We start from the raw sequence: 6,624 nt of genomic DNA on the forward strand, positions 1-6,624 counted from the left end.
AGGAAACGGGCTCGGGATGGAGCAGCAGGCAAGTCACGAGTGCTGGCGTGAACGGAGCAAGCAGTTGAACCCGCGCATGCGCGAGGGAGGGACCAGATCATGTCTATTGACTCCGCGCCTTTGATGGGTGACCCATTACAAATGGCGGGGCAGGAAAGCAGGGCGAAGGGGGCAGGGCGTAGGGAGAAGGGCAAAAAGTCATACCCTTTTTGCTTCTCCCTTCCCCGGTAATGCAGTGAAAAGCGAGAAGTGTATAGTGAAAAGTGTTAGTCTTCTATTATCTTTCACTCTTCACTTTCCACTTCCCACTCTCCCCTGTAGTTATGGATATCCCAGAGCGCTGACAATTATAGGTGTATTAAAGATTTTATTCAAAACCGTGCGGGATGGGCACCGTAAAATATGCATTGTCCAAGCTACTGGGATGGTGGATAATAATCAATAAAAAGGGGAATGTCGCTATTGCCCGCACGCGCCTTTCCTGAGATAATAACCGAACAATGAGGGCGCTACCGTGCCCTGCTACCCACAGAGAGAAAGGAGGGATCCGGCATGAGAAAATAGCAGTACTGTTGCTGCTTCCGGTCGTTGCATTGATGGCCGGATGCGGGATGATTAAGGGAGCGGGGAAAGATATCGAAGCGGGGAGCGATGCAACCAGGGATAAGGTTCACGACATAACCCACTAAGCGCGTTGTATGACTACGGGATGCGGCGGATGCCATCAACCGCACTGCTGCTTCCGGGCGTTGGGACGCAGCAGGCTGCGGGGTATATGATTCGGATCGTCGCCGGATTATTGCGGAAGGAGAAGCAACAATGCTCGAAACATTGATTGTCCTCTTGATCCTCCTCTGGTTTGTCGGTTTGCTTACCTCGTACACGGCGGGCGGGTTGGTTCACCTGCTGCTGGTCATCGCGATCGTGGTGATAGTGATTCGTGTCCTTCAAGGTCGAAAGGTCCTGTAGCGAGCTCTTGCATCAGAGACGCAGCGTCATGCGATCGTTCGACCCCGGCATTGCCGGAGAAAGGAGGCCCTGAGGTTTTCTTGCGTGACATCGTGTATAAGTATGCGTGACAAAGACAAGGAGGATAGCGATGGATTTAATATCATTGGTGGTAACCCTGATCGTCGTCGGCGTGTTGCTGTGGCTGGTCAACACGTACATACCGATGGACGCAAACATTAAGAAGATTTTGAACATAGTGGTGGTTATTGCGGTGGTTCTCTGGCTGCTGCGCGTGTTTGGCGTACTGGGCGACGTTCACACCATCCACGTCGGCAAATGAATGCCTCCCCGTCGTTCTCGCGGGGAGGAGTGGGGTAAGCCGCCTCACAATAATATACTCCGACATTCCCGGATCAACCGCGCTCTCTTCAAAAAAGAAGGGGGGATTTTCATCCCCCCTCGCAATAATGCGTGCATGCGCAGATAACAACCGGCATCCGTTCAGTTTTTTCCGCCGAAGATTCTTTTGAAAAAGTGCTTTGTTGAGCTGGCGGAATGCTTGAAGAAGTGCTTCGTTGATTTGCTGGAATGCTTGAAAAAGTGCTTTGTTGATTTACCGAAATGCTTGAAAAAGCGGCCGGTCCCCTTGCCGGACTCTTTTCCGGCATGACCTATCTTCTGGCCAATACCGCGCTCCTTGCCACCGCTCGGTTTGAATGCTTCCTTGTTCGTGTTCCCTAATTCCTTCCCTGCCGCTTTGAGATCCTGCCCGTATTGAGCTCCCTGCGCTCGAACGGGCGATGACCCCAGAGAACACCACGCGGCGATAGAGAGGATCAGCAACAATGCAATGAGCGTACGTGATAACATACGCACCTCCTTTGTTTAATGGTGAGCGGAAAAAAATAACATTCAGCACCCCGCTGCAAATCGCGTCACTTCGGAAATAAGTTGATGCACCCGGACGCAATTACCGCTATGAGGACCAACATGATGCTCAGAATGACCTTCCTCATCACTCACCTCCCCTTTTTCTTTGCATACATTTCTTCTAAATTATTGTCTCAAAGAAGGCACGTCCGTGCCATAGCAACATTCCCCTTTCTATTGACTATTTTCCACCTTGTCAAATAGTATCAACTGCCGCCTGCTCCGGAGGCGGGTGTGGCTGCCTTCTCTTCTGTTACAGGGGTTGCCGATGGAGTTTCCTTCAGTCCAGAAAATGGAGTCAGAGACGAACCGGCCCCTTTTATATTCAGGAGACGGACCGACCCGGGTCCTCGACAATCTCCTGCACGAGCTTTACCGCTTTCGCAAAATTGAACCCGTCGTTGATCCGCTCGTCGAACGACCAGCGGACCTTCAGGCCGTCGCGCACCTCAGGCCTCCCGTCCGCGCCGATGAAAACCGCCTTATCTATTTTCCCTATACTGGCGAAGATGCTGGTGTTCCCGTACTCGTAGAGGTGGTGGAAGACCGCGTCGTGCCCCATCGAGCCGATGTTCGTCGCGAAGAGCGACGCGTACATCGGATCGTTTTTGATCATCGAGTCCGGCATGAGGTTATGGCGGTCGAGCCACATGAAGAGCGCCACGCCGGCTCGGATCAGGAACCCCGGGAGCCTGGTAACTATATTGACCTCCTTGTCCAACAGGCGCTCCTTTCCGCACCGCCCTTCGGTGATGACCCCGCGGAGGCGCTTTACGCAGTCAGCGAATAACTCCCCTTTCGGAAAGGCGACTTTCAGGATGAAAAACGGAGAGCCGTTGCGCATTCCGCGCCGTGCGGGGAACGAGATGGATACCTCGTTGCGCTGGTAGATCCGCCCTCCCGAGATAAAGCGGTTGATCCCTTCCCGCTCGTGGAGGGTTTTCCCGCACGCCCAGAGGAAGAGGCGGAACATCGTCGCGCACTCCTCCTCGGGACTCCCCTCGTTCCAGCATTTCAGCCACGGGAGTGTCCTGGTGACGTCGAAGAGCGTCTCGGCGAAAACGATGCTCTCGTTCCGCCCGCGCATGAGGTACGGCATGATCACGCGCACAGGCGACTCGGTTGTGAGAAGCGTCCCGTCGGGTCTCGAGAACAGCGTCATAGTTCACTCATCCGGGGTGAGGCCGCGGCGGCAGCCACGCCGGCATGTGACCATCCATACGGCGTACGTGAACTTCACGCGTCAATGCGGCCATAGGTATCCCTGACACGCGTGGCAATGTTCCGCTGCGCCTCTTTCAAACGGTCAAGAAATCCTACCCTGGCATATCTCATATCTTAAACATCCTTAAACTGGCAGTGATCCACGCGCGAAACTCACTACACCACCATAGCCTTCTATGCTGATGATGATACGTTATACCAATAATAATCAATTATAAAGAACCATTCCATCTGGATAGCCTAACATCTTCTATACAAATTGAGATTGAATTATCGGTGAGAAGCGTTGAAGAACAGGTGTCAAACCTGTTTGCCGCTCCTACCGGCAATTCTTAAAACAACTCCACACCCCGGATAGGGAGAGAATATCTCAGTGGTTATCCACTGGCTCCGGAATCAGGAGCCCTGCCCCGGATAGCACGGTGACGGTGGGAGGAGTTGTGAAACGCGTCTTCTCGCGCGCCACCGCTTCGTCAACTGTTCCCGCGTATATGAACTCGGTGTGCTCCACGTCTCTCCGCGGAAGGTCGGAGACGAGATAGACCCTCACGTCCCGGGGTAGGAGATTCCAGAATCCGATTTTAAAGATGATCTCGTTCAGGACAGTGAGCCCGCCGATACCGTCACGGCACGCCCCCACGCAGATAATCGCGCCGCCCTTCCGGACGATCCCTGCCGCCGCCGGCACGATCTTTGTCAACTGGTAAAGATTCATCGCCTCGGGGAACCCCTCGGCGGTGATGACGATATCGGCCCTGGGCGTCTCAACCTTACCGATGCGCCGGCAGAGTTCCGCTCCCCGCCGGTGAGACGCCACGGGGTCGCCGGCGAAGATGCCCGCGACGCGGTTGCCGCCGTTCATAACCACGTTGACCGCAAAACTCTCCCCGCACAGGCGGCCGGCCTGTTCGATATGCTCGCGTATGATATTTCCGTCGCTCCGTCCCAGCGCGACGGAGGGATGATTCATCATGAAGTGGTTCTTGGCGATCCCCGTGCGGCCCGCACAACCGGGGAAGACCGCCTTGAACCCCCCGGAGAAACCGGCGAGGAAATGAGGCTTGATCTGGCCGATGAGTATGCGGAGGTCGGCATCGACCACCTCCCTGCGGATGCGGACCGTGCTCCGGAATGAGGCTGCACATATACACAAGGCCCTCACGAACATCGTGTATCCCGCTGCCGCCCGCACCCCCTGCCAGTCGCGCGAGGAAAGGCGGCCCAGAAACGTGCGCGCGGACCGGGGGGCGCGCAGGAGCGACCTGCCGATGTGCCTGAGCGCCTGCCGCAAAAAAAAGACCCGCTCTCGCGCCGGGAGTGTGCCGACGACCGCCATAGACTCCCCGTCGAGTGAATCGTGATTCACGATCCGGAATCGCGACGCGATATCCTCGGCTATGCCAACCGCCGAGGCGTCAGCGCCCCCGTGGTTGCCGCGGGCGTCCACGAGCGTGATACGGCGGGGGTCCACGGAAGAGAGTTCATCGAGCACCGCGGCGAGCACTGTACGCTGGGGAAACAAGCGCGTCGCGTCGCTCACCAGGATGGCTATCCTTCCGGCGGCCGTCGCGCGCGCGCGGAGGGGTTGGGATCGGATCGGCCGTCGGAGAGAATCCTGCAAAGAGGACCGGAGGTCACCGAGCGCAGGAATGTCGTTGCAGCGAAGTACCGTGACGTTGTGCGCCCCGGGCGCCCACGAAAGCGGCCTTTCGCCGTACGGGAGGAGGATTTCTTCCATTGAGACCTATTTCGTAGCCGCGGTGAGAAGAATGGGCAGCCCCCGAAAACTGGTTTTCTGCCGGACCTGTCCGAAACCACAGTCCGCGAGGAGCGCCCTGAACTCTCCCGAACTGAGGTGGCGGATGTGGCCTTCCACAAGCCGCACGATGCAATCGTAGATGAAAGAACCTATGAGGGTATCCTTGCATCCGTCCACGATAATGGCCTTTCCTCCCGGTTTCAAGACGCGGTATATTTCACGGACGACTTTCTCCTGGTGCGGGTAGTGGTGGAAAGAATTTGAGCAGGTGACATAGTCAAGGCAACCGTCCGAATAAGGGAGGTGTTCGGAATCGGCCATTGTGATCTTCACCACTCCCATCGTATCCATGAGCGCGCGGCAGCGGTCCCACTTCACCTTCGCATTCCGGGCCATCTTGTGCGATAGGTCCATGCAGAAAATCCGTGAGGAGGGTGACTGTGTCGCGATCGCGAATCCGAAGACGCACGTCCCGCAGCCTATGTCAAGGATGTGGCAGGGGACGTCAAGATTCAATTCGCCGAGGATGAGATCGTGCGCCGGCCTAAAGAGCAGTCGCTGGAGGATACTGCTGTCATATCCTTCAGCCCACCGGTCGAACTGCTCCCTGGCCGCCTTTTTCATCCTCAACGGTCGATGAAACCAGGAATTTGTCATCATGGGCTTTCCCCCCGCGAGGAGGAGTGTGCCGCGCAACGGCCTTCATTCTACACCAGGCGCACCTTTCACGTCCATCTTCCATCGGAGCGACGGCATTTTTTTCACACCTTCTGACCCATTACTCACAATTTTCAATTTTCTTATTCAATCGCTAAAATAGAACCCTTTTGGGTATAATACTTTGCGTAAGGCCAACGGGCTCGTTTCTCCTCCTGCGCTGCGGCGGCGCGGGGCAAAAGGTGCCTGTGCTGGCATTACGTAAAGGAGGTTCGCAGTGAGCAGCAGCTATAAAGTGCTCGCGGTACTTGTGGCCTGCGCCCTAATCGCAGCATGGGCTATGACCGGTAGTGCCGAAGAGAAGGCCGAGGGAATCTCAGGCAAAATCGGAAAAGTCACCTCAAAAATCCCCGATTTTAAAAAGATGGACAAGAACGCGGATGGCAATATATCAGAGGCGGAGTTCGCGGTCTATGTCGCTGATTATCCTGAGCTCGGTTTATCGAAAACAGGATTCGTGACCTGGGATGTGAACAAGGACGGTATGGTCACGATAAAGGAATTCGAGTCTATCTATCCGACGCAAGGCGGCGTGGATAAATTAAAGTCACTGTTCGGAAAACCCGCTAAGGAATAAGCCCGGCGTGGGCCGCAGTGTGTGAGTAACTATTAAGGGAGGACTCGACCGAGTCCTCCCTTAATTTTGTACAGGTCAGGGTCAGACCCTGGTGTGCGGCAGTGACCTCTACGGCACTATGCTCAGGGTACGCTCGGCGATCTGGCCCACGAGTCTCCCGTGAGAATCCAGAAATCCCCCCATGACGGGGTATTGCCCGGGGGGGAGTCCCACAAAGCTGATTCTCTCAATCTCCATGTCCGAAATATTCGAGTAGCGCTTGAAATACTTTTTCTTCTTCCCCTTCCCCGCCGTCGAATATGGATGTAGCAGGGATATCCCCGCACACAGTCAGATCACGCCACCGGGAGATTTTTCTCACCGGGATACAAAACAGCATGGCGTCCCCTTCTTGAGGATGATGTGGCTGCCACGCTGTCTCGCCTGAGTAAAATCAAGACGCTCCAGCGCGCGGACAGCCTGTCCG

Annotated in this window: 8 protein-coding genes; 4 read left to right on the forward strand and 4 right to left on the reverse strand. The window is 55.7% G+C overall.

Features of this window, described 5'->3' with window-relative positions:
- The first annotated feature begins 500 nt into the window (after window positions 1-500).
- The 3 genes from NTX71_07490 to NTX71_07500 all read left to right on the forward strand — a co-directional run bounded on the left by NTX71_07490 (window position 501) and on the right by NTX71_07500 (window position 1,291).
- A complete protein-coding gene (locus NTX71_07490; protein MCX6339748.1) occupies window positions 501-689 on the forward strand; it encodes a hypothetical protein in 189 nt (62 codons plus the stop codon).
- A 130-nt stretch (window positions 690-819) separates the two neighbouring features.
- The gene (locus NTX71_07495; GenBank protein MCX6339749.1) at window positions 820-969 is read left to right on the forward strand and encodes a lmo0937 family membrane protein; all 150 of its coding nucleotides are present in this window, start codon (window positions 820-822) and stop codon (window positions 967-969) included.
- Between the two features lie 130 nt (window positions 970-1,099).
- Complete coding sequence (locus tag NTX71_07500) at window positions 1,100-1,291, forward strand: hypothetical protein (protein ID MCX6339750.1); 192 nt, start codon at window positions 1,100-1,102, stop codon at window positions 1,289-1,291.
- Window positions 1,292-1,452: 161 nt separating this feature from the next.
- Here NTX71_07500 and NTX71_07505 read toward each other — a convergent pair whose 3' ends face one another.
- From NTX71_07505 to NTX71_07520, 4 genes are all read right to left on the reverse strand, one after another.
- Window positions 1,453-1,821: a hypothetical protein gene (locus NTX71_07505; protein ID MCX6339751.1), complete on the reverse strand. Its 369-nt coding sequence runs from the start codon at window positions 1,819-1,821 to the stop codon at window positions 1,453-1,455.
- A gap of 385 nt (window positions 1,822-2,206) precedes the next feature.
- A complete protein-coding gene (locus NTX71_07510; protein ID MCX6339752.1) occupies window positions 2,207-3,043 on the reverse strand; it encodes a 2-oxo acid dehydrogenase subunit E2 in 837 nt (278 codons plus the stop codon).
- 432 nt (window positions 3,044-3,475) lie between these two features.
- Complete coding sequence (locus tag NTX71_07515) at window positions 3,476-4,843, reverse strand: lactate racemase domain-containing protein (GenBank protein ID MCX6339753.1); 1,368 nt, start codon at window positions 4,841-4,843, stop codon at window positions 3,476-3,478.
- A gap of 6 nt (window positions 4,844-4,849) precedes the next feature.
- Window positions 4,850-5,524 (reverse strand): class I SAM-dependent methyltransferase, encoded by a 675-nt coding sequence (locus tag NTX71_07520; GenBank protein MCX6339754.1) that lies wholly within the window; start codon window positions 5,522-5,524, stop codon window positions 4,850-4,852.
- 274 nt (window positions 5,525-5,798) lie between these two features.
- On the opposite strand from NTX71_07520, the gene NTX71_07525 reads away from it, so the two are divergent.
- Window positions 5,799-6,158 (forward strand): hypothetical protein, encoded by a 360-nt coding sequence (locus NTX71_07525; protein MCX6339755.1) that lies wholly within the window; start codon window positions 5,799-5,801, stop codon window positions 6,156-6,158.
- The last annotated feature ends 466 nt before the right edge of the window (window positions 6,159-6,624 follow it).

The sequence above is a fragment of the Candidatus Auribacterota bacterium genome (genome assembly GCA_026392035.1).
GTDB lineage: Bacteria > Auribacterota > Tritonobacteria > UBA1439 > UBA1439 > JAPLCX01.

What these genes read in the sequence shown, in the direction of transcription:
- NTX71_07490 (MCX6339748.1), top strand. Translation starts at nt 501, where the DNA reads ATGAGGGCGCTACCGTGCCCTGCTACCCACAGAGAGAAAGGAGGGATC.
- NTX71_07495 (MCX6339749.1), top strand. Translation starts at nt 820, where the DNA reads ATGCTCGAAACATTGATTGTCCTCTTGATCCTCCTCTGGTTTGTCGGT.
- NTX71_07500 (MCX6339750.1), top strand. Translation starts at nt 1,100, where the DNA reads ATGGATTTAATATCATTGGTGGTAACCCTGATCGTCGTCGGCGTGTTG.
- NTX71_07505 (MCX6339751.1), bottom strand. Translation starts at nt 1,821, where the DNA reads ATGTTATCACGTACGCTCATTGCATTGTTGCTGATCCTCTCTATCGCC.
- NTX71_07510 (MCX6339752.1), bottom strand. Translation starts at nt 3,043, where the DNA reads ATGACGCTGTTCTCGAGACCCGACGGGACGCTTCTCACAACCGAGTCG.
- NTX71_07515 (MCX6339753.1), bottom strand. Translation starts at nt 4,843, where the DNA reads ATGGAAGAAATCCTCCTCCCGTACGGCGAAAGGCCGCTTTCGTGGGCG.
- NTX71_07520 (MCX6339754.1), bottom strand. Translation starts at nt 5,524, where the DNA reads ATGATGACAAATTCCTGGTTTCATCGACCGTTGAGGATGAAAAAGGCG.